This is a genomic window from Ferrovibrio sp. GW821-FHT12E11 (genome assembly GCF_058806975.1).
Genome location: NZ_JBXAQG010000002.1, coordinates 112,763 through 138,832 on the forward strand (window position 1 = coordinate 112,763; position 26,070 = coordinate 138,832).

At 62.8% G+C, this 26,070-nt stretch carries 27 protein-coding genes; 21 read left to right on the forward strand and 6 right to left on the reverse strand.

Going from position 1 to position 26,070, the window contains the following annotated elements; all coding sequences use genetic code 11:
• Nucleotides 1–71: 71 nt before the first annotated feature.
• From AC1ROT_RS20635 to AC1ROT_RS20645, 3 genes are all read left to right on the forward strand, one after another.
• On the forward strand, nt 72–1,079 hold the full coding sequence (locus AC1ROT_RS20635; protein WP_493001364.1) for a fatty acid desaturase family protein: 1,008 nt from the start codon (nt 72–74) through the stop codon (nt 1,077–1,079).
• Between the two features lie 67 nt (nt 1,080–1,146).
• Entirely contained in the window at nt 1,147–2,319 is a 1,173-nt protein-coding gene (locus AC1ROT_RS20640) for a hypothetical protein (RefSeq protein ID WP_493001366.1), read from the forward strand.
• A complete protein-coding gene (locus AC1ROT_RS20645; RefSeq protein WP_493001368.1) occupies nt 2,312–4,525 on the forward strand; it encodes a hypothetical protein in 2,214 nt (737 codons plus the stop codon). Before AC1ROT_RS20640 ends, AC1ROT_RS20645 begins: the two co-directional genes overlap by 8 nt.
• A gap of 122 nt (nt 4,526–4,647) precedes the next feature.
• On the opposite strand, the gene AC1ROT_RS20650 is transcribed toward AC1ROT_RS20645, so the two are convergent.
• Both AC1ROT_RS20650 and AC1ROT_RS20655 read right to left on the reverse strand, forming a co-directional pair.
• Entirely contained in the window at nt 4,648–5,076 is a 429-nt protein-coding gene (locus AC1ROT_RS20650; protein WP_493001370.1) for a GFA family protein, read from the reverse strand.
• Nucleotides 5,077–5,193: 117 nt separating this feature from the next.
• Entirely contained in the window at nt 5,194–5,760 is a 567-nt protein-coding gene (locus AC1ROT_RS20655; RefSeq protein ID WP_493001372.1) for a TetR/AcrR family transcriptional regulator, read from the reverse strand.
• 218 nt (nt 5,761–5,978) lie between these two features.
• On the opposite strand from AC1ROT_RS20655, the gene AC1ROT_RS20660 reads away from it, so the two are divergent.
• The 3 genes from AC1ROT_RS20660 to AC1ROT_RS20670 all read left to right on the forward strand — a co-directional run bounded on the left by AC1ROT_RS20660 (nt 5,979) and on the right by AC1ROT_RS20670 (nt 8,587).
• The gene (locus AC1ROT_RS20660; protein ID WP_493001374.1) at nt 5,979–6,389 is read left to right on the forward strand and encodes a DUF427 domain-containing protein; all 411 of its coding nucleotides are present in this window, start codon (nt 5,979–5,981) and stop codon (nt 6,387–6,389) included.
• A gap of 81 nt (nt 6,390–6,470) precedes the next feature.
• The gene (locus tag AC1ROT_RS20665; protein ID WP_493001376.1) at nt 6,471–7,964 is read left to right on the forward strand and encodes a cyclic nucleotide-binding domain-containing protein; all 1,494 of its coding nucleotides are present in this window, start codon (nt 6,471–6,473) and stop codon (nt 7,962–7,964) included.
• Between the two features lie 2 nt (nt 7,965–7,966).
• The gene (locus AC1ROT_RS20670; RefSeq protein WP_493001378.1) at nt 7,967–8,587 is read left to right on the forward strand and encodes a DsbA family protein; all 621 of its coding nucleotides are present in this window, start codon (nt 7,967–7,969) and stop codon (nt 8,585–8,587) included.
• 4 nt (nt 8,588–8,591) lie between these two features.
• Here the strand turns inward: AC1ROT_RS20670 and AC1ROT_RS20675 are convergent, their stop codons facing one another.
• The 3 genes from AC1ROT_RS20675 to erpA are packed head-to-tail and all read right to left on the reverse strand — an operon-like array spanning nt 8,592 to nt 10,192.
• Nucleotides 8,592–8,996, reverse strand: a complete 405-nt coding sequence (locus AC1ROT_RS20675) for a response regulator (protein ID WP_492972953.1) — start codon at nt 8,994–8,996, stop codon at nt 8,592–8,594.
• Nucleotides 8,989–9,762, reverse strand: coding sequence for an exodeoxyribonuclease III (gene xth / locus AC1ROT_RS20680; protein WP_493001380.1), 774 nt, complete (start codon nt 9,760–9,762; stop codon nt 8,989–8,991). Before xth ends, AC1ROT_RS20675 begins: the two co-directional genes overlap by 8 nt.
• Before the next feature lie 46 nt (nt 9,763–9,808).
• Nucleotides 9,809–10,192, reverse strand: coding sequence for an iron-sulfur cluster insertion protein ErpA (erpA, locus tag AC1ROT_RS20685; protein ID WP_493001382.1), 384 nt, complete (start codon nt 10,190–10,192; stop codon nt 9,809–9,811).
• 185 nt (nt 10,193–10,377) lie between these two features.
• Between erpA and argS the strand changes: the two genes are divergently transcribed.
• The 14 genes from argS (at nt 10,378) to AC1ROT_RS20755 (ending at nt 23,536) form a co-directional block, all read left to right on the forward strand.
• Entirely contained in the window at nt 10,378–12,117 is a 1,740-nt protein-coding gene (gene argS, locus AC1ROT_RS20690; protein WP_493001384.1) for an arginine--tRNA ligase, read from the forward strand.
• A gap of 3 nt (nt 12,118–12,120) precedes the next feature.
• Complete coding sequence (locus AC1ROT_RS20695; protein WP_493001386.1) at nt 12,121–12,987, forward strand: SPOR domain-containing protein; 867 nt, start codon at nt 12,121–12,123, stop codon at nt 12,985–12,987.
• Nucleotides 12,974–14,032: a beta-N-acetylhexosaminidase gene (gene nagZ, locus AC1ROT_RS20700; protein ID WP_493001387.1), complete on the forward strand. Its 1,059-nt coding sequence runs from the start codon at nt 12,974–12,976 to the stop codon at nt 14,030–14,032. Before AC1ROT_RS20695 ends, nagZ begins: the two co-directional genes overlap by 14 nt.
• Nucleotides 14,029–14,724: a site-2 protease family protein gene (locus tag AC1ROT_RS20705; protein WP_493001388.1), complete on the forward strand. Its 696-nt coding sequence runs from the start codon at nt 14,029–14,031 to the stop codon at nt 14,722–14,724. Before nagZ ends, AC1ROT_RS20705 begins: the two co-directional genes overlap by 4 nt.
• A 45-nt stretch (nt 14,725–14,769) precedes the next feature.
• Complete coding sequence (locus tag AC1ROT_RS20710) at nt 14,770–15,645, forward strand: segregation and condensation protein A (protein WP_492972961.1); 876 nt, start codon at nt 14,770–14,772, stop codon at nt 15,643–15,645.
• 6 nt (nt 15,646–15,651) lie between these two features.
• Nucleotides 15,652–16,773: an SMC-Scp complex subunit ScpB gene (gene scpB, locus AC1ROT_RS20715; RefSeq protein WP_493001390.1), complete on the forward strand. Its 1,122-nt coding sequence runs from the start codon at nt 15,652–15,654 to the stop codon at nt 16,771–16,773.
• On the forward strand, nt 16,766–17,833 hold the full coding sequence (locus AC1ROT_RS20720; protein ID WP_493001392.1) for an ABC transporter ATP-binding protein: 1,068 nt from the start codon (nt 16,766–16,768) through the stop codon (nt 17,831–17,833). Before scpB ends, AC1ROT_RS20720 begins: the two co-directional genes overlap by 8 nt.
• A 130-nt stretch (nt 17,834–17,963) precedes the next feature.
• Nucleotides 17,964–18,227 (forward strand): twin-arginine translocase TatA/TatE family subunit, encoded by a 264-nt coding sequence (locus tag AC1ROT_RS20725; protein WP_492972964.1) that lies wholly within the window; start codon nt 17,964–17,966, stop codon nt 18,225–18,227.
• A gap of 57 nt (nt 18,228–18,284) precedes the next feature.
• Complete coding sequence (tatB, locus tag AC1ROT_RS20730; RefSeq protein WP_493001394.1) at nt 18,285–18,722, forward strand: Sec-independent protein translocase protein TatB; 438 nt, start codon at nt 18,285–18,287, stop codon at nt 18,720–18,722.
• Nucleotides 18,719–19,579, forward strand: a complete 861-nt coding sequence (tatC, locus tag AC1ROT_RS20735) for a twin-arginine translocase subunit TatC (RefSeq protein ID WP_492972966.1) — start codon at nt 18,719–18,721, stop codon at nt 19,577–19,579. Before tatB ends, tatC begins: the two co-directional genes overlap by 4 nt.
• Nucleotides 19,580–19,591: 12 nt before the next feature.
• Entirely contained in the window at nt 19,592–20,878 is a 1,287-nt protein-coding gene (gene serS, locus AC1ROT_RS20740) for a serine--tRNA ligase (protein ID WP_493001396.1), read from the forward strand.
• Nucleotides 20,878–21,633 carry a 5'/3'-nucleotidase SurE gene (surE, locus tag AC1ROT_RS20745; RefSeq protein WP_492972967.1) on the forward strand — a complete coding sequence of 252 codons (756 nt, stop codon included), beginning with the start codon at nt 20,878–20,880 and terminating at the stop codon, nt 21,631–21,633. The genes serS and surE overlap by 1 nt, the downstream gene beginning before the upstream one ends.
• 4 nt (nt 21,634–21,637) lie before the next feature.
• Nucleotides 21,638–22,288 carry a protein-L-isoaspartate(D-aspartate) O-methyltransferase gene (locus tag AC1ROT_RS20750; RefSeq protein ID WP_493001398.1) on the forward strand — a complete coding sequence of 217 codons (651 nt, stop codon included), beginning with the start codon at nt 21,638–21,640 and terminating at the stop codon, nt 22,286–22,288.
• 57 nt (nt 22,289–22,345) lie between these two features.
• Nucleotides 22,346–23,536: a peptidoglycan DD-metalloendopeptidase family protein gene (locus AC1ROT_RS20755; RefSeq protein ID WP_493001400.1), complete on the forward strand. Its 1,191-nt coding sequence runs from the start codon at nt 22,346–22,348 to the stop codon at nt 23,534–23,536.
• Nucleotides 23,537–23,539: 3 nt separating this feature from the next.
• Here the strand turns inward: AC1ROT_RS20755 and AC1ROT_RS20760 are convergent, their stop codons facing one another.
• Nucleotides 23,540–24,463, reverse strand: coding sequence for an ATP-binding protein (locus AC1ROT_RS20760; RefSeq protein ID WP_492972970.1), 924 nt, complete (start codon nt 24,461–24,463; stop codon nt 23,540–23,542).
• 142 nt (nt 24,464–24,605) lie between these two features.
• Here AC1ROT_RS20760 and AC1ROT_RS20765 point away from each other — a divergent pair, with 142 nt between their 5' ends.
• On the forward strand, nt 24,606–26,039 hold the full coding sequence (locus AC1ROT_RS20765; RefSeq protein WP_492972971.1) for an NAD-dependent succinate-semialdehyde dehydrogenase: 1,434 nt from the start codon (nt 24,606–24,608) through the stop codon (nt 26,037–26,039).
• Nucleotides 26,040–26,070: the final 31 nt, after the last annotated feature.

The window sequence follows — 26,070 nt, forward strand, 5'->3', positions numbered from 1 at the left end:
GCGGCGCTATCATCCCCCGATAACATGTAGCCCCCTTGAAGGTGGGCCATAGAGGGGGAGGACGTGCATCCATGCAGGCAAGCCAGACCCTGACGCCCCATCGCGCTCCCAATCGTGCCGGCGACCTGTTCACGGCCGACGAGCTGCGGTCCTTGAGCCAGCGCTCGGACCTGATCGGCGCGGCTCTGGTGCTGCATGCCTGGGCGCTGATCCTGGGCAGCATGGCGGTGTTTGCGGCCTTTCCCAATCCGCTCACCTTCATCCTCGCCGTGATGGTGATCGGCGGGCGGCAGCTCGGGCTGGCCATCCTGATGCATGATGCCGCGCACGGTTTGTTATTCAGGACGCGGCGCTGGAATGAATTTGCCGGGCAGTGGCTCTGCGCCTATCCCGTCGTCACCGATCTGCATCTGTATCGGCCCTATCACCTGAAGCATCACCGCCACACGCAGCAGGCGGACGACCCGGACCTGGTGCTCTCGGCGCCATTCCCGATTGCTGCGAAAAGCCTGCGGCGGAAAATCTGGCGCGACATCAGCGGCAGCACGGCGCGCACGCGGCGGCGCGAGCAGATCGTTGCCACCTGGGGCGGGCAGGGGCTCTCATGGGCGGAACGCTGGACGCGGCTGAAAGGCGGCGGACTGGTGGGCGCCGCGATCGTCAACCTCGTGCTGCTGGCTGGCCTCACCGTTGCGGGATACTGGTGGCTCTATCCGGCATTATGGCTGCTGCCGCTCGCCACCTGGTACCAGCTCATCAGCCGCATCCGCAACATCGCCGAACATGCGGTGGTGCCCGACAACGACGATCCCTTGCGCAACACGCGCACCACGCATGCGGGCTGGCTGTTGCGTACCGTGCTGGCGCCCTACTGGGTGAACTATCACCTCGAACATCACCTGGCGCTCAGCGTGCCGTGCTGGAAACTGCCGGCGGCGCATCGCATGCTGATCGCGAAAGGCCTGCGCGACCGGATGGAAGTGCGCGACAGTTATGCCGAGGTGATCAGGATGGCGGCGTCAGCGGCGGTGGATGGGCCGAAAGGCGGGGCCGGTGGGACGAAGGAAGTGCATATCTAAGTATGCGGTGTATTGTGTAGATTATTTAGAATAGCTTTGAGTTAGAAGATGAATTTGGGGGTGTGGCTTGTTCAAGCTACCAAGCAATATATCCGAGTTAGTCCCGGAGCAAATTCTAGACTCAATTAGAAAAGGAGGCGTCGGATCTCCTTTTCTGATCCCAATGCGTCTTAAATATCGAGGGATTGGTGGAGAGGCTGCTATCGCGCAAGCGCTAATTACTTGGGCCTTGTCTCAAGATCGCCCCAGAATATCGACTTACTTTGATCCGAATGACCCGAAGAGGTCGAATGAGTTTTGCCAAAACCTTCACGGAATTATTTCCACCCTAATATCGACGGATCATGGCGTTTATTTCGCTGGCCGGACACTTTCGAACACCAAATTAACAGAGCGTGGGCTACGACAGTTAGATGTTCTTGATGGTCCAACTCCATTAAACGTGAGGAAGGGTTCTACGGCTTATTTCCTTTGTGCTGACCACATTGGCCGCAGCGCCCCTCGGCTACTTTATACGTCCACAAATCAAACCGACCCATCTGTGCGAAGTGAATCGGATTTCAGACTCTTTACCTCATGGCTGATAAGAAAGACCGTACCTCAAGTACATCAAAAATCTTTCTCGGATAATGATATCAGGGGGATTGGTGCGCTTCTTTATGAGTTGTTCCGCAATACTCATGATCATGCGAGGTATGATTTAGACGAAAAAATTCGACCAATATCTCTTCGTGGAGTTTTTGCAGCTCATTATGCATACAGTAAAGAAGCGTATGAAAAACTTGTTGCAGGCTCAAATTCTCTAAAGGGATACTGGGAGAAAGTTTCCCCCTTGCGCAGTACCCGACAATTCCATTTTTATGAAATTTCTATCTTCGACTCCGGACCTGGGTTCGCTCAACGTTGGTCCGGAAATCCGCTGTCAGAAATGTCCCTCAATGAAGAATATGACGCCGTCAAATCTTGTTTTTTACGGCACATGTCTACCAAGTTACACAAAGGGTTTGGCTTAGGTTTACCTCGTGTCATTGATATAATTAGCGAAAGAAAAGGTTATTTAAAGCTTAGGACTGGTCACCTCTCCTTATTTTCAGCACCTGCTTTCGAAAAGTCCGCAAGCGAACAAGATTCATTTGTTTTACGCGACTCAAATAACCGCACCCAGAGACCGCAGAAGCATGCGGCTGCTGACGGGACATTGGTGACACTGCTTTTGCCTTTGGGGATACGTCATGACTAGCGTGTTCTTGGCTCACTGTCGGGGTACGCGAGGCAAGTCAATAGTTTTGGCTTATGTTATGCCGCAAAGACTGCAACCGGAGGAATTAACTTCCGAACTAAGAAAAAGCATTGAAGAGAATTTATTGCCAGATGAAATTATTATTCTGCTTTCTCAGAAAGAAAGATCACTGCTCATAAATGGCGCCAAAAAGAAGGGCTCACCCGAAAGAGTCTTTATTGACTATTTGCGAAATAGAGTCCGCACATCTGTTTATTCATTCGATTCTTACGGGAATATAAAATTTGAAACATTAATTTCAAATCACATAGAGCGGCCAAAACTAAATCTGGAAAAAATCAAGACTCAGATTGTTACATCTATTTTTCGAGCAAGGCATGGTTTTGTTGAATCTACATCGTCATATCATTTTGAGAATCCATCTGGGCGACATACAGATCGTTTTATAAGGCTTTCAAATATCTTGGTGGATTCTGCTGAGATTTCCATCATAGCGCTCTTTTGTCTAAGATTTATAAATGAAGAAACTCGAATAATTTATACTGACACGCCATCATTGCATTCGTTGGTAGCGGCAATGAATGAACACATCATTCTAAGCGGTCGTATCGATAGACTATTACTTTGTAAGAGCTTCGGATCGTATGGTGGCGTTAAGGGCTATAGTTTCTCACCTTTTGATGATTACGTAGTAATGATATCTGCTTCGACAAGCGGCAGTTTAGCGAAGCATTTAATTTCTGAATGCGGCGTATCTGTCGAAAAAGTTTTTCATGTTTTGGCTTTGGGAAACTGGAATCCAAAAACGGTATCATCCATAGATTTTGACATTCAGAATCCAACAGGGTTTAAAGTTTATCCAAGCAATTTTGTAAAAGGAAACTGTCAATTGTGCCGGCGTGGATCGCTGGCGATTCCTCTGCAGGGCGACCAGTTTCAGATACCGGGCCCCCAACATTCACCGGTAAAAATAGTCAAAGCAGATGCTCCGCCTGCTTTATCGGAACAAATGTCAAGGATCGCGGGAAAACGAGCCCTGCAAGTTGGCTTGGGCAGTCGCAATGAAGTTTCGCCTCGTCAGTTTTATATTGACCTCGCAAAACTGGTGTCGTCCCCCCAGTTTATGACGCGCTTGCGGTATATTTTAGCTCAAGCAGTTCCTTACGATCTCAAATGTATTGTTTGGGCTGATGAGACCGCTGAGCAGGTAATCAGAAAGTTTTATGCAAAAGCCTTAGGTACTAGTAGCAGGAAGCCAAATTCTCTTCTGATATGCTCAAGAAATGATATCACGAGCTTGCCTCAGAGTTCGGATACAGGAGGGGTTCTTATAATTTCATCGGTAGTTGAAAGCGGCCGTACCCTTCAAGATATCAGTAGAGATCTCAGGTCAATATTTCCCAAGGCACCTCAATCATATGTTGTCGGGGTCTTAAAGTATCAGACTGACCAGAAGCTCACTTTTCTAAAAAACTCTTTGGCTATGTCAGATGGTGCGTCGAAGCATCTTGTCCTCTGTGCGGAAGAGATGTTTTTACCAAATTCTTTTCATCATCATGCCTGGCAAGAGGAGGCTAATTTCTTAGCTCAGGCCTTAAGTAAAATGAAAGCGAAAGGCAAGCCTCGTTCTTGGTTCTCGAAGCGCCGCGATCGTCTTGGTGACCACAAAGAAACATTAGTTGATGATTTATTTGTAAGTAATGACTCTACTAAAACCCTGAAAGTTCAGCGAGGCTTTGTCTTTTGGCCTAGTTCTAATGCGAATCTATTTGATGAATCAAGCCAAGCAGATGTGTATTATACTGTTTCTGCAGTACTTCAAAAATTACGTTCAGATGGACAAGGAGATTCGGGAAAAGGAATCGTTAGCGGCTGGCTTCAGCAATCTATTTTAGCGCCCGAAAATTTCGGTAGGTTTAACGATGGCGCAATTCAAGCAAGTATTCTGAGAGCAGCGGCTCCGTACGAGTTAAATTACTCGTCGGATAAATCTTCTAGTCTTGAGCTCAGTAGAATAATCAGACGTATAATTGAGAGTGCTGCGCATCCTCGCGGAGAGGCTGCCGCGGAGTTCATTATAGCTTTGGGCAGCGGTCGGTTGCAGTTGGCGGAAGAACATCTCAAAGATGTCCTGTCTCCATTTCCTGGCATACCGCAAAAAGTTGAATGGCTTCGTTTGGCTGCAAAAAAAGTATTAAAAGTTTAAAGCTAGTTTTCTAAAAAAAGCCCGGGACGCCGATCGCTCGCCCCGGGCCTGTGTCGCAGCCGCCGCCTCCCCGCAACGAAAGGCCGGCGGGCTGCGCTACATCACATCACTCTAACTAAAAGCTACTCCGGCACGGCCTCGCCGCTGCCGCCGAGTTCCACCGGGAAGTCCTTCAGCTTCGGCAGGCCGTCTTTCATCGGCAGCACCGTCTCGGCGTAGTTCACGTGCACGCCGGGTTCGAACTTCAGGCCAGGCAGCGTCGCGGCGAACACATCCGTCAGCCCGAAGGTGGGATGTTTCGTCATCACATGCCCACCGCAGACCGTGCAGAACTGCCGGTCGCTTTTCTCCGTCTTCATGAAGCCGGCGAGCTTGTCCTTGCCTTTGGTCACCGTCACGGCGTCCGGCTTCCACAGGGTGAAAGCATTCACCGGTCCGGCCGACCAGGAGCGGCAGGAGTCGCAGTGGCAATAGCCCATGGCTTCCGGCGCACCGGCGGCTTCGATTTCAACAGCCCCGCAGAAGCAGGCGCCCTTATGTTTTCCCGTCATGACATCTCCGTGTGACTGGGGTGGTGGGCGTTGCGGGGAGGAATGCATGCGCCGGCGCGATCAGGGTTGCGGTCATGATCGTCACAGGTTTTGTCTGAGGCGTGATCATCGACATGATCACAGGCCGAAATTCTGCAGCACGGCTTCGAAGGCCGAGAGCACCACCGCCTTGCGGTCGAGCGCCCAGCCGACGAAACTGCCGCCTTCCAGCGTGCTGAGCAGCAGCAGCGCGATATGGTCGTTGGAAAGCGGACTGGCGAAGCCGGCGCTGGCGCGCGCCTCGGTCAGCATCGCATCCAGCCAGTCGAGATGGATGCGGAAGAAGTCCTCGATCTGCGGATGCATGCGCACGGGCAGCGCTGCGCGTTCGGCCGCCAGCGCGCCGCAATAGGGCAGCATGCCCTTCTCGAAGCCGGCGAGGAAAAGCTGGCCGTAGCGGCGCAGGCGTTGGCCCACGGGGGCGGGATCGCTTTTGATCGCCGCCAGTTCGGCGCGGAAGCGGCAGACGTAATCCTCGGTCAGCGCCACCACCAGGTCTTCCTTGGCCGGGTAGTAATAGTGGATCGCCGCCTTGGTGATGCCGAGCCGCTCCGAGAGATCGGCGTAAGAGAAGGCCGCGTAGCCGCGGGTGCGGATCAGCACTTCGGTTTCCTGCAGGATCAGGTGGCGCGTATGCGAGGTCATGCCGCGTCCTTACTTACTGGTAAGGAGGGCGTCCAGAGCGGCCGTAGCGCGCTCACCGGCTTGTGAAAGAAACAGACCATAAGTCTATGGGAAGTTTATGGAATCCCGGGTTTTCACTAACCCTGTAGGGGTAGGGCGCGGCGATGCAGCAGCTCGGAGCGCATTGCAGGACGGCAGCGGCGCGTTAGATGATGGGCCAGCCAGGAGGCTGCCGCCCGATGAATGCTCCCACCCCGAACGCTCCCGCCCAGAACGCGCCTGTGGTGAAACTGCCCGGCCCCGATCATCCGATCACCGTGACGCCTTTCGCCGGCCGGGTGCAGGTGTTCTATAACGGCCGCGCGGTGGCCGACAGCCGGCGCGCCGTGAAGCTGAAGGAAGCCAGCTATCCGGCGGTGTTCTACATCCCGCGCGAGGATACGGCCTGGGAGGCTTATGAGCCGAGCGCCCATAACAGCTATTGCCCCTACAAGGGCGCGGCGTCGTATTTCTCGCTCGCGGTCGACGGTCGCCGCGCCGAGAATGCCGTCTGGTCCTATGAGGCTGCCTATCCGGCGGTGGCGGCGATTGCCGGGCTGGTCGCCTTCTATCCCGAGCGCGTCGACGGCATCGAAGTGACGGCGAACTGACGCGACGGGGCGAAAGGCCCGCCGCTGGCCCGCGCCATCGCCCTGCGTTAAACAGGGGACAGTCTTCCCCTGGAGTTGCCCGTGCCGGCCTCTTTCACGCTCACCGATGAAATCGCCCTGGCGGCGCTGGCGGCCCTGTGGGTCGGCCTGCTGCTGCTGCGCCGGCGCCTGGTGGTCAGCGACCTGCGGCGCATGGCGCTGTTCGCCGAACTGCTGGTCTTTGCCTCGGCCATCTGGCTGGTGCTGCCGGGCCTGACCGCGGCCGGCAACCTGCCGGTGCTGGCGGTGATCGGCAAGCCGCTGGTGCGCATGGTCGGCGCGGTGTGGTGGATCCTGCTGGCGGCCCTGATGATCGTCACGCTGGAGCGCTTCGTGTGGTCGGCGCTCGCCCATCGCGGCGTGATCGTACCCAAGCTGATGATCGACCTGGCCCGCGCCCTGGTCATCCTGTTCACCGGCCTGGGCATCGTGTCGGCGATCTTCGAGGAGTCGATCGCCGGGCTGCTCGCGGCGTCCGGCGTGTTTGCCGTGGTGATGGGCTTCGCCCTGCAGAGCACGCTGGCCGATGTGTTCTCCGGCGTCGCCATCAACATGCAGCGGCCCTATCGCGTGGGCGACTGGATCCAGGTCGATAACGGCGTGCTCGGCGAAGTGACCGAGATGAACTGGCGCGCCACCCATCTGCTGTCGCCGCGCGGCAACATCATCGTGCTGCCCAACAGCAAGATGGCCGCCGCCCAGATCGTCAACTTCAACCACCCCAACCGCCACCAGCGCCAGTCGCTGACGCTCGCCGTCGACGCACGCATCGCGCCGACGGAGGTGAAGGCGATCCTGGAGGCCGGCGCGCTGAAATGCAGCCGCGTGCTGCCGGTGCCGCCGCCGGAAGCCACCATCCGCGAATTCCGCGACGGCCAGCTCGCCTACGACCTGGCCTACTGGATCGAGGATTTCCCCCATGCCGACCTGCTGCGCCACGAGGTGGCCGCCGGCATCTGGCAGGCGCTCGACACGCTCGGCCTGGCGCCGTGGCACAAGGTCGATCCGGCCGGCAACGACCCGGTGGCGCAGGCCGAACGGCTGCTCGGCCTGGTGCTGCTGTTCGCCGATCTCGACGCTGCGCAGCGCCTGCGTCTGGCCCGGTGCATGCACTCCGAACGCGTGCCGGCCGGCCGCATCGTGGTGGAGCAGGGCGATACCGATGCCAAGCTCTATATCGTCGAGCGCGGCGCGCTGGAGGTCAGCGTGGCGCTGCCCGGCGCCGATCGCGCCGTGCTGGCCCGCCTTGGCGGCGGCGACTGTTTCGGCGAGATGGCGCTGCTGACCAACGAGCCGCGCGCCGCCCGCGTCACCGCGCTGCATGCCAGCACGGTCTGGGTGGTGGAAGCGGAAGACCTAGCACCGCTGCTGCGCGAGCGGCCCGATCTGGCGGAAAGCCTGGGCCGTATTGTCGCCGAACGCCAGGTCGCCAATGCGGCGGCGCTGGCGGCGCTCGGTGCGGCCGACCATGCCGCCGCCGTGCGCAACGGCGCGGCGGAAATCTTCGCCCGCATGCGCAGCTTCTTCGGCTTCTGACGATGGCCCGCCGCTTCACCTATCTGTTCGACCCGCTCTGCGGCTGGTGTTATGGCGCCGCGCCGGCGATCCGCATTCTGCGCGGGCTGCCCGGTGTGACGGTGCGGGCGCTGCCGGTCGGGATGTTCGCCTGGGATCAGGCCGTGCCGCTGGATCGTATGCGCGACCATATCCGGCCCGCCGACAGCCGCATCGCCGCCCTCACCGGGCAGGTGTTCAGCGAGGCGTATTTCAACCGGGTGATCGGCGACCGGGACGGCGTAATCGACAGCGGCCCGGCGACGCTGGCGCTGTTCCTGGCCGAACAGCAGATGCCCGGCCGCAGCCTCGATCTGCTGGCCGATATCCAGAGGGCGCGCTATGTCGATGGTCGCGACGTGACCGATGCGGCGGTGCTCGCCAGCCTTGCCGTTCGTCATGGCATTGACGGCGATATCGCCAATACGGCGGCTTTGCCGGCCGCACAGCAATGGGCGGGCGAGGGCGCGATGCTGCTGGGCCGTGCCGGCGGGCGCGGCGTGCCAACGCTGCTGCAGGACAGCGGCGACGGCTGGACGGTGGTGCCGTCGGAATATCTGTATCAGGCCCGCGAGCAGTTGGGCGATCTGGCGAAGGCTGGCTGACTATTCAGCTGCGGATATTCAGGATGGCGGCGATCTTGCTCTTGAGCTGGTCGACCGAGAAGGGCTTGACCACATAGGCGTTCACATTATGCGTGCGCGCCGCCTTCACCATCTCGATGCCGGCATTGCCGGTCAGCATGAGAAACGGCATCGCCGGATGCTCATCGCGCACCAGGCGCAGCAGATCCAGACCGGTCATGTTCGGCATGTTCCAGTCGGAGATGATCAGGTCGAAGGGCGCCTGGGCGGCCGTGATGGTCTTCAGCGCTTCCAGGCCGTCGCTGACGGTGACGATCTTGGTCACGCCCATGCGGTTGAGCGCCGAGACCGCCAGCTTGCGGGTGAAGGCCTCGTCCTCGGCCAGCAGCACCTGCAGGTCGGCGAAACCGAGCGGCTTCTGGTCAGGCATCCGATATCTCGCAGGTGACCGGCGTGTGGTCGGACGCTTTTTCGCGGCCACGCGGCTCGGGATCGATCTCGCAGGCGACCAGCCGGTCGGCCAGGGCGGGCGAGAGCAGGAAATGGTCGATGCGCAGACCGTTGTTCTTCGGCCAGGCACCGGCCTGGTAATCCCAGAAGCTGTATTCCACCGTGGCCGGATGCAGCGCGCGCCAGGCCTCGGTGAGGCCGAGATTGAGCAGGGCACGCCAGGCGCGACGGCTGTCGATGTAGCAGAGCGCATCCTCGGCCCAGCCGGCCGGATCGTACACATCGGCATCGGCCGGGCAGATGTTGTAATCGCCGGCCATCAGGAAGGGCGTGTCGGCGCCGAGCAGCGCCACAGCGCGCTGGCGCAACCGCGCCATCCAGCGCAGCTTGTAATCATACTTGTCGCCGGGTCGCGGATTGCCGTTGGGCAGATAGAGGCCGCAGATGGTGGTGCCGGCAATATCGGCCTCGATATAGCGGGCCTGCTCGTCGGCATCGTCGCCCATCAACCGGGTACGCACGGCATCGGGTTTGGCCAGGCTCAGCAGCGCGACGCCGTTATAGCTTTTCTGGCCGTGGGTATGGACGTGATAGCCCAGCGCCTCGAATTCCATGCGCGGGAAATCCGGATCCTGGCATTTGATTTCCTGGAACAGCAGCACGTCGGGTTTGTTGGCCGTGGTCCAGGCCAGCACGTTGGGCAGCCGCGCCTTGATCGAATTGACGTTCCAGGTGGTGATTCTCATGGCCGGAGTATCGGCGATGAGGCGCGGGCCGGCCAGCCCCGGCCGGTCAGATCGAGAAGGAGTTACCGCAGCCGCAGCTGCTGGCGGCCAGCGGATTTCGGATCTGGAAGCCGGCGCCGGACAGGTCCTCGACGAAATCGACTTCCGAGCCCTTGATGTAATCCAGCGACACGGTGTCGATCAGCAGGCGGGCGCCGTCGCGGGCGATCACCACGTCATCGGCGGTCGGCGTCTCATCCAGGGTGAAGCTGTACTGGAAACCCGAGCAGCCGCCGCCCGAGACGCTGATGCGCAGGCCGAGCGCCGGGTTGCCCTCGGCTTCGGCCACCTTGAGGATGCGGCGGGCGGCCGATGCGGACAGGCTCACGCCCTCCGGGCTGAGGACAGCCGGGGCGGCGGAAGAAGCGGTCTGGGTTGCGATCTCGGTCATGGTCTCTGGGGGATATTTACGCTTGGTTTACCAATAATTCGCCACATTGTCCCAGTAATTTAGGGGCTTAAGCGCGGAAGTCAATTTCGGCTCCGATTCGCCCGGTCGTGCGTACATTGCGACGCGGCAATCATATGGTTAGTTTCCGCCACGATTCATATGTTTTTGAGAAAAGCCTTGCCGAAATGAATGTTTTTGCCGAATTCCGCCGCGCGGTGATCCAGGCCGTCGAAGGTCTGAACCTGCCGGGTGATCTGCCGCTGAAGGCGGTCGCCGTCGAGCCGCCGCGCGATCCGGCCCATGGCGACCTCGCCACCAACGTAGCCATGGTGATCGCCAAGCCGGCCGGGATGGCGCCGCGCGCGCTCGCCGAAAAGCTGAAGCCGCTGCTGGAAGCCATCGACACCGTCGAGGCGGTCGAGATCGCCGGTCCGGGCTTCATCAACCTGCGGCTCAAGCCGGCCACCTGGCAGGCGCAGATCGGCACCATCCTCAAGCTGGGTCTCGATTACGGCGATTCCAAGCTGGGCGCCGAGACCAAGGTGAATGTCGAATACGTGTCGGCCAACCCGACCGGGCCCATGCATGTGGGCCATTGCCGCGGCGCGGTGTTCGGCGATGCGCTGGCTGCGCTGCTCGACAAGGCCGGCTATGACGTCACCCGCGAATATTACATCAACGACGCCGGCGCCCAGGTGGATGTGCTGGCGCGCTCGACCCATCTGCGCTACCGCGAGGCGCTGGGCGAAAGCATCACCATCCCGGACGGCCTGTATCCCGGCGACTACCTGAAGCCGCTGGGCGAGGCGCTGGCCAGCAAATATGGCGACACCTTCCAGAAGGCCGACGAAGCCGACTGGCTGTCGCTGTTCCGCAAGGAAGCCACCGATGCGATGATGATCATGGTGCGCGAGGATCTCGCCGCGCTGAACATCCATCACGCCGTTTTCACATCGGAGAAGGCGCTGCATGAGAGCGGCGCGGTGCAGACGGCGTTTGATCGCCTGCACCAGCGCGACCTGATCTATACCGGCGTGCTGGAACCGCCCAAGGGCAAACTGCCCGACGATTACGAAGCGCGGCCGCAGGCGCTGTTCAAGGCCTCTGAATTCGGCGACGACACGGATCGTCCGCTGAAGAAGTCCGATGGCAGCTGGACCTATTTCGGCGCCGACATCGCCTATCACGACGACAAGTATCGCCGCGGATTCAGCCAGATGATCGATGTCTGGGGCGCGGACCATGGCGGCTATGTCAAGCGCATGAAGGCGGCCGTCAAGGCGCTCTCGAACAACGAAGCCGAGCTGGACGTCAAGCTGGTGCAGATGGTCAACCTGCTGGACGACGGCCAGCCGGTGCGCATGTCCAAGCGCGCAGGCACCTTCGTCACCCTGCGCGACGTGGTCGATGAAGTGGGCAAGGATGTCGTGCGCTTCATCATGCTGACGCGCAAGAATGACGCGCAGCTGGATTTCGATTTCAAGAAGGTGACCGAGCAGTCGAAAGACAATCCGGTCTTCTATGTGCAGTATGCCCATGCGCGCATCTGCTCGGTGCTGCGCAATGCGAAAACCGAAGTGGCAGAGATCGACACGGCCGATGCCGCGCTCACGGCCGCCGATTTCACCCGTCTGTCGCATCCGGCCGAACTGGCGCTGATCAAGCTGCTGGCCGCCTGGCCGCGCCTGGTGGAGTCTGCGGCCGAAGCCCATGAGCCGCATCGCGTGGCGTTTTTCCTGCAGGAGGTTGCCGCCGGATTCCATGGCCTGTGGAATGTCGGCCGCGACGACACGTCTGTACGGTTCCTGTTGCCCGAGGATATTGCGCTGACCCGCGCGCGGCTGGCGCTTCTGCGCGCCGTCGCCCTGGTGATCGCCTCGGGTCTGTCGGTGATGGGCGTGACGCCCGTCGAAGAGATGAGGTGAGACATGAGCGATTTCCGCGGTGAACGCAGCGCCCGTCCGGTGCCCGGCGAAGACATGCCGGCGCGCAACCCCAAGCGCCTGATCACGGCCGGTATTGCTCTGGGCGCAGTCGTCGCCTTTGGTATCGGCATCTGGTTCGCCTACGATCAGGGCGTGAAGCGTGGCGCCAGCGGTGCGCCGCCGCTGATCCGCGCCGATCAGGGGCCGACGAAAGTCGCGCCGGAAAATCCCGGCGGCCTGCAGGTACCGAACCAGGACAAGCAGATTTACGAACGCCTGCCGGGCGGCAGCCAGACCGCGACCGGCAACCAGACCGAAAAGCTGCTGCCACCACCGGAACGTCCGGCTGCCGCGCCGACACAGCCCGGCAGCGCATCGCCGTCGGTGACCGTACCGACGCGGCCGGCGCCCAGTGCCGTGCCGGGCCAGGCTCCCTCTACCACCACGCCGCCGAACCGTACCGATGCGCCGAGCCCGACGCCGGTGATCCCGCAGGCTACGCCTGGCCAGCCGCAGCCGGTGGCGCCGCGCACGGCTGCTGCGCCGGCAGCACCGGCTCCGGCCGCATCGACGCCAGCCGCGACACCGGCCGCCACGCCAACTGTTACAGCGACACCCGGTGGCTCGGCCCGCATCCAGTTGGCCTCGCTGAAGGACCAGCCGGCGGCGACCGCCACCTGGAATGCGCTGCAGAAGAAATTCCCTGCCGAACTCGGCAGCCTGCAGCCGTCCTACGAGAAGGTGGAGATCGCCGACAAGGGCACCTTCATCCGCTTGCAGGCCGGGCCGCTGAAGGATCGCGCCGCGGCCACCGCCGCCTGTGCAGCGCTGTCGGCCAAGAACCAGGGCTGCATCGTTGTCGGACGCTAAGGATATCGAATGGCGCGCCTATGCCCCGGTGGTGGTCGGCTGCGCCGGCCAGCAGCTGACGGCGGAAGAGCGCGTGCTGTTCGGCGTGCGCAAGCCGCTGGGCCTGATCCTGTTCGCCCGCAACATCGACAACCCGGCGCAGGTGAAAGCGCTGATCAATGATTTCCGCGGCGTGGTCGGCAATGCCTTCGCGCCGGTGCTGATCGACCAGGAAGGCGGCCGCGTCGCACGCCTGAAGGCGCCGCACTGGCCGCTGTTCCCGCGCGGCAGCGTGTTTGGCCAGCTTTACGCCCGCGACAGCCAGGCGGCGGAAGAGGCGGCCTATCTGAACTATCGCTGGATCGGCAGTATCCTGGCCGAGCTGGGCATCGACGTTGACTGCGCGCCGGTCGCCGACCTGCCGATCGAAGGCGCCCATGACGTGATCGGCGATCGCGCCTATGGCCGCGAGGCCAAGACCGTGACAGCCATTGCCGAAGCCGTCATGCGCGGTCTGGCCGATGCCGGCGTGCTGCCGGTGATCAAGCATATTCCCGGCCATGGCCGCTCGCATACCGACAGCCATCTCGATCTGCCGATTGTCGATACCGAACGCACCATCCTTGAGATGAGCGATTTCCAGCCCTTCGTGGCGCTGAAGCACGCGCCCTGGGCGATGACCGCGCATATCGTTTACAGCGCGCTCGATCCCGACCGGCCGGCGACGCTTTCGGCCAAGGTGATCGCCGAGATCATCCGCGGCCAGATCGGCTTCGACGGCGTGCTGATCTCCGACGACCTCACGATGAAGGCGCTGAAGGGCACGCCGGCGGAAACCGGCGTTGCCTCGCTGCAGGCCGGCTGCGACCTGGTGCTGCACTGCTCGGGGAATCTGCCCGAGATGCAGGCGCTGTTCACGGCGCTGCCGGCGATGACCGCACAGGCGGCCGAGCGGGTGCGCAATGCCCGCCTGGCCCTGCCGATGCCTAAGCCGTTCACGGCCGAGGAACGGGCGCGCTACCACAGCCTGATGGAGCAGGCCGGTACGATGGAAGATCGGGTGTGAGCGAGAGTATCGCCGCGATCCTGTACACGGCGTCGGTCTGGATCCTGCCGGCGCTGCTGGCCATCACCCTGCACGAGGCGGCCCATGGCTTCGTCGCGTACCGGCTGGGCGACGATACGGCACAGAAGGCCGGGCGGCTGAGCCTGAACCCGCTGCGCCATGTCGACCCCATGGGCACCGTGGTGGTGCCGGCCATGCTGCTGCTGTTCAAGGCGCCGTTCCTGTTCGGCTGGGCCAAACCGGTGCCGGTCGACTTCTGGGCGCTGCCGTCGCCGCGCCGCGACATGGCGCTGGTGGCGATAGCCGGGCCGGGTGTGAACCTGATCCAGGCCTTTATCGCCATGCTGCTGTTCCATCTGGTGCCGGAGGGCGGCGGCGACGTCAGCGAATGGGTTGCCAATAATCTCAATAATGCCATTCTTATCAATCTGATATTATGTGTATTTAACATGCTGCCTCTACCGCCGCTGGATGGCGGCCGGGTGGCGGTCGGTTTGCTGCCGCTGCCGCTGGCGCGTCCCTTGGCCCGGCTGGAGCGCTATGGCATGGTTCTGCTGCTGATTCTGGTGTTCGTCATACCCTTGGCGGCGCGGGAATTCGGCAGCAACTGGAACCCGTTATCTGAGCTGATCATGCCGATTGTGGTCAGCCTGGGGGACATCCTGCTTGCGTTGTCCGGGCACGGCGGCTAACACCGCGGCCCTGTTTGATTTTTCTGTCCCTGGGGATGCGTGACCGTGACCGAAGCCGCCGATACCCCCGCGCCCGTACAGGATGGTCCTGCCGGCGGGGAGACCTTCGATACCGGGCAGCGTGACGGCCTGGCCGAGGGCCTGCGGCTGGGGGAACAGCTGGTCCTCAGTCTCGACAGTTTCGAAGGTCCGCTGGACGTGCTGCTGGCGCTGGCCCGTGACCAGAAGGTGGACCTGCGCAAGATTTCCATCCTGGCGCTGGCCGAGCAGTATCTGAAATTCATCGCCGAGCTGCGCAAGGTGCGCATCGAGGTTGCCGCCGACTACCTGGTCATGGCGGCCTGGCTGGCCTACCTGAAATCCCGCCTGCTGCTGCCTGAGCCGGAGAAGGAAGGCGAGCCGTCCGGCGCCGACATGGCCGCCCGCCTGGCCTTCCAGTTGCAGAAGCTGGAAGCCATGCGCAAGGCGGTCGAGGACCTGACCAAGCGCGACCAGGTCGGCCTGGCCATGTTCCTGCGCGGCCAGCCCGAAGGCGTGCGCGTGATCCGCAAGTCGGTCTACAACGCCACGCTCTACGAGCTGCTCAAGGCCTATGCCGAGTTCCGCGCCTCCAAGGGTTCGAGCGAAGTGCTGACCATGAAGATGGCACGGCGCCGCATCGTCTCGGTGGAAGAGGCGCTGGCCCGCCTGCGCAGCATGCTGGGCCAGATCCCCGACTGGGCCACGCTGCAGAGCTTCCTGCCGGTCGATTCCGACGATCCGTTCACCGTGAAATCGGCACTGGCCTCCACCTTCAACGCCAGCCTCGAAATGGCCAAGCAGGGCCTGATCGAACTGAAGCAGGTGCAGACCTTCGGTCCCATCTACATCCGTCGCGGCCAGGGCAACATGCCGGCCGCGTCGGCCAATCCGGAAGAGTAAGACGTGATGTCCAATACCGAACTGCCGGCCAACGAGCGGCTGGATGAAGAACCCGAACTGATGGCCGCCGAGGCCGCTGTGGATGCTGCTGTCGAGGACGATGAGGCGGCAGAACAGGCTGCGGCTGCGTCGAAGCCCGACGAAGACGACGAGGATGACGACTTCGACGACGATGATGATTCGGACGACGATGATGATTCGGACGACGATGATGATTCGGACGACGATGATGACGATTCCGACGATGACGATGACGATGATGAGTCGGATGACGAAGACGACGATGATGACGAAGACGAGGAAGAGGAAGAGGGCGGCGACGCCGAAGCTGTCGTAGCACCGAAGCCGGCCCGCACGCGCAAGCCCAAGGCGGCGGCCGTCGAAGGCGAGGAGGGCGAGGACGAAGGCCCGGAGATGACGGACGAGGAGCGTGAAATCGCCTTCGCCACCGCCATTCGGATCGCCGAGGCCCTGCTGTTCGCCGCCGCCGAGCCGCTGGACGAAGCGACCCTGCGCAAGCGTCTGCCCAAGGGCACCCGTGTGCCCGCCGTTCTCGCGGCCCTGCAGGATGTCTACCGCCCGCGCGGCGTGGTGCTGAACAAGGTCGCCGGCCGCTGGTCCTTCATGACCGCGCCCGATCTGCAGCATATGCTGGAAGAGCATCGCCAGGTGCAGCGCAAGCTGTCGCGCGCCGCCATGGAGACTCTGGCGATCATCGCCTATCACCAGCCCTGCACCCGCGCCGAGATCGAAGATATCCGCGGCGTGTCCCTGAGCAAGGGCACGCTGGACCTGCTGATGGAAATCGACTGGGTCAAGGTGCGCGGCCGCCGTCGCGTGCCGGGCCGGCCGGTCACCTATGGCATCACCGACGAGTTCCTGCTGCATTTTGGCCTGGAAAGCGCCGATGCGCTGCCGGGTATCGAAGAACTGCGCGCCTCCGGCCTGCTGGAAGCCCTGCCGGCCTCTGGCGGCATTCCGATGCCGGGCGAAAGCCTGGATGGCGATGCCGGCGAAGATCCGCTGGGCGAAGATGACGATGGCCGCGAATTCCTCGAGCCGCTGATCGACGAGGATGCCGACGCCAAGACAGCCAAGGACAAGGCGGGCGCATCCGACGATGCGTGACGCGCCGCAAGGTGCAGCATCGGCCGGCGGCCTCGATCTGATCGGGGTGAGCCACGATTACGGCGCCCGCCGCGCCGTCAGCGATATCAGTTTCCAGGTGGCGCCGGGCGAAATCCTCGGCCTGCTCGGCCCGTCGGGCTGCGGCAAGTCGACCACGCTGCGCCTTGCAGCGGGTCTGGAAGACCTGCAAAGCGGTGAAGTGCGCATCGGCGCGCGGCGCGTGGCCGGCGCCGGCGTCAGCATCCCGACCGAACAGCGCCATGTCGGCATGGTGTTCCAGGACCACGCGCTGTTTCCACACTTAAGCGTCGCGCAGAATATCGGCTTCGGCCTCGGTCATGTGGAGGCTGCCGAACGCGACAGCCGGATCAGGACCTGGGCCGGCCGGCTCGGCCTGACCCAGCATCTCGACAGCTATCCGCATCGCCTGTCCGGCGGCGAGCAGCAGCGCGTGGCGCTGGCCCGCGCCATGGCGCCGGAGCCCAGCGTGATGCTGCTCGACGAACCGTTTTCCAGCCTGGACAGCCGCCTGCGCGACCAGATTCGTGACGAAACCGTGTCGGTGCTGAAACAGGCCGGCACGGCGACCCTGCTGGTGACGCACGATCCCGAAGAAGCCATGCGTATGGGCGACCGCATCGCCATCATGCAGGACGGCCGCATCGAGCAGCTGGATACCCCGGCCCAGGTTTATGCGACGCCGGCGACGCCGTTTACCGCGCGATTCTTAAGCGAGACCAATGAAATTCCGGTGCGGGTTTCCGGTGCCGCGGTGGAGACGCCCTTCGGTCGGCTGCCGGCCTCCGCGCGCCTGGCCGATGGCAGCGCCGCCATGCTGATGTTCCGGCCCGAGGCGCTGCAGGAACGGACCGATGGCAGCGGGGTTGCCTTCACGGTGGAACGCGCCATGGCGCTGGGCGCCTATCGCCGGCTGGAAATCGGCAACGGGACCGGATTGCGTCTGGCCGCCCGCCTGCCGGCTGGTCCGCTGCCCGGTACCGGCACGGTGCTGCATTTCGGCCTTAATCCGGATTTCTGCTTTGTTTTTCCTGCCGCTTAGGCGGTTGGCGCAGCACAAAGTTGGGGGGCGGAAGATTGCCTTGGCCGCGCCATCTCTGCCATAGTGCAGCGCTGCGGCGTCAGGCCTTCCGGCCGGTTCCGGCGGGTCCCGCGTTGAAGGAGATATGGGTATGGGTAGCTTCAGTTTCTGGCACTGGCTGATCGTCCTGCTGGTGATCCTGATCATCTTCGGCGCCGGCAAGCTGCCGAAGGTCGCCGGCGATCTGGCTTCGGGCATCAAGAATTTCCGCAAGGGGATGAAGGAAGAGGGCGCCCCCGATGAGGCCGCCGCCGGTCAGCCGCCGGTCATCAACCAGCAGACCACGCCGGGCGGTGCGACGCCGCCAAGTGGCGTTCCTGGCGGTACGCCGGCCGACAAGACCGCGCAGCATTAAGCAATGGCGACCGTCTCAAAGACGGGCGCAGCAACAGCACGGATGGCTTAGGCGGCGATGTTCGACATTGCCTGGTCGGAACTGGGTGTAATCGCGGTGGTGGCTCTGGTCGTCATCGGGCCCAAAGACCTGCCCAAAGTGCTGCGCACGGTGGGACAATGGACCGCCAAGGCGCGGTCGATGGCGCGCGAGTTCCAGAGCGGCATCGACGACATGGTGCGCGAGTCCGAGCTGGACGAGCTGCGCAAGGCTGCCAAGTCGGTCACCGATTTCTCCATCGAGTCCGAGGTCAAGAAGACCTTCGATCCGGACGGTTCGCTGGAAAAGCAGTTCCAGGAGCATAACCAGGCGATCATCGATGCCACATCGGATCCCCTGAAAGCCGAGTCCGACACCGTCACCAAGATCGCCGATCCGGGCCCCGAGGCAAAACCGGTTGACCCGGCGCCCGTGGCAGAGACACCGGCCCCCGAGAAGACCGAGACCAAGGCGTGAGCGAGACCACCAAGCCGGAAGACGAGGTTGAGGCCTCCCGCATGCCGCTGCTCGATCACCTGATCGAGCTGCGCAACCGCCTGATGTGGGCGGTCGGCGCCATCTTCATCGCCTTTGCCGTCTGCTATTTCTTCGCGCCGCAGATCTATGCCCTGCTGATGCATCCGCTGATCGAGGCGGCCGGCACCGAGGGGCGGCGCATGATCTTCACGGCGCCGCAGGAAGCCTTCTTCACCTATATCCGGCTGTCCTTCTGGGCGGCGATGCTGGTCAGCTTCCCGGTGATCGCCGCGCAGGTCTGGATTTTCGTGGCGCCCGGCCTCTACAAGAACGAACGAAACGCCTTCATGCCATTTCTCGTTGCCACGCCGGTGCTGTTCGCCATCGGCGGCAGCTTCGTTTACTACTTCATCATGCCGGTGGCGCTGAAGTTCTTCATCGGCTTCGAAAGCCCCGGCGGCGACGGCAGCATCCCGATCCAGCTCGAAACCAAGGTCAGCGAATACCTGTCGCTGGTGATGACCCTGATCTTCGCCTTCGGCATCGCCTTCGAACTGCCGGTGCTGCTCACCCTTCTGGGCAAGGTCGGCATCGCCACTTCGGCGGGACTGGCGGCCAAGCGGCGCTATGCCATCGTCGGCATGTTCGTCTTCTCGGCGATCGTGACGCCGCCGGATGTGATCAGCCAGGTCGGCCTCGCCGTGCCGCTGATCCTGCTCTACGAAATCTCGATCTGGATGGTGCGCTGGATCGAAAAGGACCGCGCCAAGCGCGAGGCCGCCGAAAAGGCCGAAGCCGAGAAAGACGAAAAGGATGAGCCGGTCACGGATGACGGTATCCGCCCGCCGGCGCCCTGAAGGTAACGCGTCATGCATGACATCAAACTGATCCGGGACAATCCGGAAGCTTTCGACCGCGCGATTGCCCGCCGTGGCGTGGCGCCGCAATCGGCCGCCCTGATCGAGCTGGACCGCAAACGCCGCGCGGCCCAGATGGAATTCGACGAGCTGCAGGGCAAGCGCAACACGCTGTCCAAGGAGATCGGCGCTGCCAAGGGCCGGAAGGACGAGGCCCGCGCGGCCGAACTGATGGCCGAGGTGGCGGCGCTGAAAGACCGTCTGGGCCAGTTGGAAGCCGAGCAGAAGGCCCAGGAAGAGGCGCTGACTGATGCGCTGTCGCGGATTCCGAACCTGCCGGCCGATGACGTGCCCGATGGCCTGGATGAGAAGGCCAATGTCGAGCAGCGCCGCACCGGCGCGCCGCGCAACTACAGCTTCAAGCCGAAGGAGCATTTCGACCTCGGCGAGGCGCTCGGCTATATGGACTTCGCCGCCGGCGTGAAGCTGGCCGGGGCGCGTTTCACCGTGCTGAAGTCGCAGCTGGCAAAGCTGGAGCGGGCCCTTGGCCAGTTCATGCTGGATCTGCACACCACTGAATTCGGCTATAACGAAATGCAGCCGCCGCTGATGGTCAATGACGCCTCGGCCTTTGGCACTGGCCAGTTGCCCAAGTTCGGCGACGACCTGTTCCGCACCACCACCGGCTACTGGCTCATCCCGACCGCGGAAGTGCCGCTGACCAATCTGGCGCGCGACCTGATTATTGACGAGAGCGAACTGCCCTGGCGCTTCACGGCGCTGACCGCCTGTTTCCGCTCGGAAGCCGGTGCGGCCGGCCGCGACACCCGCGGCATGATCCGCCAGCACCAGTTCAACAAGGTGGAACTGGTCAGCATCGTCACGCCGGAGAAGTCGGTCGAAGAGCACGAGCGCATGACCGGCGCTGCCGAGACCGTGCTGAAAAAGCTGGAGCTGCCGTTCCGCACCATGCTGCTCTGCGCCGGTGATATGGGCGGCGGCGCCCGCAAGACCTACGACCTGGAAGTCTGGCTGCCGGGCCAGGACCAGTATCGCGAGATTTCCTCCTGCTCCAACTGCGGCGACTGGCAGGCGCGGCGCATGAATGCGCGCTGCCGTGCGCCGGGCGAGAAACAGACCCGCTTCGTCCATACGCTGAACGGCTCGGGCCTGGCGGTCGGCCGCACCATGATCGCGGTGATGGAGAACTACCAGAACGAGGACGGCAGCATCGCCGTGCCGGACGCACTCAAGCCCTATATGGGCGGCCTGACCAAGATCGAAAAGGTTTCCCCGTAATGCGCATCCTGGTCTCCAACGACGACGGCATTCATGCGCCGGGCCTGAAAATCCTGGAGAAGGTGGCGAAGTCGCTGTCCAAGGATGTCTGGGTGGTCGCCCCGGAATACGAGCAGTCCGGCGCCTCGCATTCGCTGACGCTCACCCTGCCGCTGCGACTGCGCAAGATCAACGCGCGCAAATATGCGGTGCGCGGCACGCCGACCGACTGCGTCATGATGGCCATGCACGAACTGTTCAAGGACAAGAAGCCCGACCTGCTGTTGTCGGGCGTCAACCGCGGCGCCAACCTGGGCGAGGACGTCACCTATTCGGGCACGGTTGCCGTGGCCATGGAAGGTTCGCTGCTCGGGGTGCCGTCGATCGCGCTGAGCCAGTGTTTCCAGCATGGCCATCCGGTGAAATGGGCCACCGCCGAATATCACGCGCCGCGCGTCATCAAGAAGTTGCTGAAATCCGGCTGGCCCAAGGACACGCTGATCAACATCAACTTCCCCGATGTGGTGGCGGAATCGGTCACCGGCGTCGAAGTCGTGAAGCAGGGCAAGCGCGACCTGACCGACCTGCTGCTGGATGCTCGCGTCGATGCGCGCGGCGTGCCGTATTACTGGATCGGTTTCCGCCGCATGAAGAACAAGGCCAAGCGCCAGACCGATCTGGGCGCCACCGAAAATGGCGCGATCTCGGTCACGCCGCTGCAGCTCGACCTGACCCATACCGACAGTATGCGGGCGCTGAAAGCCGCGCTGAAGTAAACCGGTGGACACACGCGTCATCCAGCTGCTGATGGAACTGCGCAAGCAGGGCATCAACGATACCCGTGTGCTGGCCGCACTGGAGCGGGTGCCGCGCGAGCTGTTTGTCGCCGAACAATTCCTCAAGCATGCCTATGACAATATCGCCCTGCCGATCACCCAGGGGCAGACGATCAGCCAGCCCTATGTGGTCGCCTATATGACCGAGGCGCTGCAGATCGGCGACCGCATGAAGGTGCTGGAAATCGGCACCGGCTCTGGCTACCAGACCGCGGTGCTGACCCGGCTGTGTCGGCGCGTCTATACCGTCGAACGCTACCGCTCGCTGCTGACCACGGCGGAAAAGCGCCTGGCCGATCTCAAGATCACCAATGTCACCACGAAGCTGGGCGATGGCAACAAGGGCTGGCCGGAGCAGGCGCCGTTCGACCGCATCCTGGTGACCGCCGCCGCCGACAGCCGTCCGGACGGGCTGATCGCCCAGCTTTCGCCACAGGGCGGCATCATGGTGGCGCCGGTGGCCGTGAACGCCACCGAACAGGACGTGATCCGTTACACCCGCGACGGCGATGTGGTGCGCGAGGAGCGGCTGCTGCCGGTGCGGTTCGTGCCGCTGCTGCCGGGAATCGCTCGGGAAGCCGCCGCGCCGGTTTAAAACCGGCCATTTGCCTGAGATTGTGGCAGAACCGGAAGGGCCTTAGACTCACCGCCGATGATACGGATTCGCGCATTCTGCCTGATCGGACTGCTCGGCCTGCTGACCGCGTGCGGTGTGCAGCAGCCGGCGCCGGTCAGCTTCGGCCATCGCGGCGGCCCGCAGTCCGGCATGGTCAGCAGCGCCGCGCCCGGTGCGCCCTCGACAGCCCAGACGCCATCCGGCAGCCGGCAAGGCGAGACGGTGGTCGTGCAGAATGGCGATACCGTCTACGGGTTGGCGCGGCGGTATAACCGCCCGGTGCGCGCCATCATCGACGATAACGGCCTGCAGCCGCCTTACGGACTGACGCCGGGCCGGACGATCATCCTGCCGACCGGACAGTTCCATACGGTGCAGCGCGGCGAGACGCTGTACAGCATTTCGCGCAGCCATGGCGCCGATGTCTATGCCATGGCGCAGGCCAACGACCTGCAGCCGCCCTATACGATCAGCGTGGGCCAGAGCCTGAGGCTGCCATCGCAGACCGGCTATGCCGCGACCACGGCGGCCGCGCCCGCACCGGAAAGTCCGACCGCACCGCAGACACCGGCGCCACGCGGTTTCCAGGTCGAGACCCTGCCGCCGCCTGGCGCAACGTCGAATCTTCCACCAGTGCCGCAGCAGCCGGCGAGCGAGCCGCAGGCGCCGGCGCCTTTGCCGGAAGCCAATGTTCCCGCGCGTGGCACGGCCGTACCGCCGGCCGAGACTGCGCCGGCACAGGCACCAGTGCCGGCGCCGCAGGTGGCTGCCGCGCCGACTCCGCCGCCGCTGACAGCTCCACCTGTGGCCGACCCACAACAGGATACCGTGCTGCCGCCGCGTGCCGGCCGCACCTTCTCATGGCCGGTGCGCGGTCGTGTGCTGGCCGGTTTCGGCCCGACGCCCGACGGGCTGCATAACGACGGCATCAACATCGCCGCGCGCGCCGGTGCGCCGGTGATCGCGGCCGAGAATGGCGTGGTGGTCTATGCCGGTTCGGAACTGAAGGGCTTCGGCAACCTGCTGCTGGTGCGTCATGCCGATGGCTGGATGACCGCCTATGCCCATCTCGACCGGGCGCTGGTCAAGAAGGGCCAGAAGGTGACCAAGGGCCAGGCCATCGGCACGGTCGGCAGCACCGGCGGCGTCGGCCAGCCGCAGCTGCATTTCGAAATCCGCCGCGGCACCCAGGCGGTCGATCCCGCCAAATTCCTGTCGGTCGCGTAAACCCTACTTCGGGGCTTTCAGCGGCTTGCCGAGACGGCCGGCGAGATCCTGGATGAACTGCCAGGCGACGCGGCCAGACCGCGCACCGCGCGTCATCGACCATTCCACCGCTTCGGCGCGCAGCTGCTTCTGGTCGATCTTCAGGCCATAGGCGGCGCAATAGCCGTCCAGCATGGCGAAGAAATCCTCCTGGCTGCAGGAATGGAAACCGAGCCAGAGGCCGAAGCGATCCGACAGCGACACTTTCTCTTCCACGGCTTCATGCGGATTGATCGCGGTCGACTTCTCGTTCTCCATCATGTCGCGCGGCAGCAGATGGCGGCGGTTCGAGGTCGCATAGAGGATCACGTTATCGGGCCGGCCCTCGATGCCGCCGTCCAGCACGGCTTTCAGCGACTTGTAATGCTGGTCTTCCGCATCGAAAGACAGATCGTCACAGAACAGCACAAAGCGGCGCTTTGACTCGCGCAGCAGGGTCAGCAGCGCGGGCAGGGATGGTATGTCCTCGCGGTGGATTTCCACCAGCGCCAGCGCATGCGCCTTTTCGGCATTGATCGCGCCATGCACGGCCTTGACCAGCGAGGACTTGCCCATGCCGCGCGCGCCCCAGAGCAGGGCGTTGTTGGCCGGCAGGCCCTTAGCGAAGCGCTGGGTGTTGTCGAGCAGGATGTCGCGCACGCGCTCCACGCCCTGCAGCAGACGGATCGGCACGGCGTTGATGCTGGGCACCGGCGCCAGCCAGCCGGGCGCGGGATCCGCATGCCAGACAAAGGCGTCGGCGGTCTTGTCATCGAAGACCGGGGCCTGCGGCGGCGCCAGTCGTTCCAGCGCCGCAGCGATACGCAGCAGGACGGTGGTTTCGCTGTGGTTATCGGCAGCCGGGACTTTGGCAGCCCTGGCGGGCGTTTTTGCGGGCTTCTTGGGCATGCTTGTACTTTGAAAAGACGAGTGATGAGGCGGCCATTCTGGGGATGCCGGAGCCGGGGCGCAACCGGTAGCGGGGCCGTTGTGTTTGCGCCATAATCCGGCCCCGAAATCGACCAAGCTCAGCTTATATTGTGGAGGTCATATGTATCCCGAAGTGCAGCTTTATATCGACGGCGCCTGGGGCAAGGGTGCGAGCGGCAAGAGCCAGCCGGTTCTGAACCCGGCCACCGGCGAAGAGATCGGCAAGGTCGCCCATGCCGACAAGGCCGACCTCGACCGCGCACTGGCCGCTGCCGACAAGGGCTTCAAGGCCTGGAAGAAGGTTTCGCCCTTCGACCGTTACAAGGTGCTGCGCAAGGCCGCCGACATCATCCGCAGCCGCTCCGACGAGATCGGCAAGATCATGTCGATGGAGCAGGGCAAGCCCTTCATCGAAGCCAAGGGCGAGACGATGCTCGCCGGCGACATCATGGACTGGTTCGCCGAGGAAGCCCGCCGCACCTATGGCCGCATCGTGCCGCCGCGCGCCGAAGGCGTGTACCAGCTGGTGATCAAGGAGCCGGTCGGTCCGGTCGCCGCCTTCACGCCGTGGAATTTCCCGATCAACCAGGCGGTGCGCAAATGCTCGGCTGCCCTGGCTGCCGGCTGCTCGATCATCCTGAAGGGCCCGGAAGAGACCCCGGCCGCCTGCGCCGCGCTGGTTCAGGCCTATGTCGATGCCGGCGTGCCGGCCGGCGCGATCCAGCTCGTCTACGGCGTGCCGTCGGAAATCTCGGAATACCTGATCCCGCATCCGGTGATCCGCAAGATCACCTTCACCGGCTCGACCCCGGTGGGCAAGCATCTCGCCATGCTGGCCGGTGCGCATATGAAGCGCATCACCATGGAGCTGGGCGGCCATGCGCCGGCCATCGTCTTTGAAGACGCCGATGTCGATACCGCCATCAAGGTGCTGTCGGCCAACAAGTTCCGCAATGCCGGCCAGGTCTGCGTGTCGCCGACCCGTTTCCTGGTGCATGAGAAGGTCTACGGCCAGTTCGTCGAGGGCTTCACGGCCTTTGCCAAGTCGCTGAAAGTGGGCGACGGCATGGACAAGGACACCCGCATGGGTCCGCTGGCCAATGACCGCCGCGTGCAGGCGATGGAGATGTTTGTCGCCGACGCCGTGTCGAAGGGCGCCAAGGTGGAAACCGGCGGCAAGCGCATCGGCAACAAGGGCAACTTCTTCGAGCCCACCGTGCTGACCAACATGAACAACGACATGCGCATCATGAACGAGGAGCCTTTCGGCCCGCTGGCGCCGATCGTGCCTTTCTCGAACTTCGATGCGGTGGTGGAAGAGGCCAACCGTCTGCCCTTCGGCCTGGCGGCCTATGCCTACACCAAGTCGGCCAAGACGGCGGCTGCCATCGGTGCGGCGTTCGAGTCCGGCATGGTGTCGATCAACCATCATGGCCTGGCCCTGCCGGAAGTGCCGTTCGGCGGCATCAAGGATTCGGGCTACGGTTCGGAAGGCGGCTCGGAAGCCATCGAGTCCTACCTGAACACCAAGTTCATCACGCAGGTCGGCCTCTAAGCCACTGCGCGAGACGAGACGGAAAAGGGGG